Raw genomic sequence first — 216 nt, forward strand, 5'->3', positions numbered from 1 at the left:
TCAGGATGATCTGCGCGCCCTTGGCGGCGGCTTCGCGCACCAGTTTTTCGGCGGTGGCGAGATTTGCCTGGCGGTCCCAGGAACAAGCCATCTGGGTGGCGGCGACGGTGACGGTACGGCTCATGGGAACCTCCTTGGGAAGGTACAAGGGAAGACGATGAGCACTTTATAGCCGATAAATATCGGCTTTAAAAGCCAAAAATAATTAAAACCCTC

1 protein-coding gene is annotated in these 216 nt (G+C 55.1%); it reads right to left on the reverse strand.

Annotated elements, in window-relative coordinates:
• Window positions 1-124: nitrilase-related carbon-nitrogen hydrolase (locus tag RRF55_RS29090; protein ID WP_439419463.1), on the reverse strand; the 124-nt coding region annotated here is incomplete at its 3' end.
• Window positions 125-216: the final 92 nt, after the last annotated feature.

Source organism: Klebsiella sp. K47 (assembly GCF_051858335.1).
In the GTDB taxonomy this organism is placed as follows: domain Bacteria; phylum Pseudomonadota; class Gammaproteobacteria; order Enterobacterales; family Enterobacteriaceae; genus Klebsiella; species Klebsiella pneumoniae.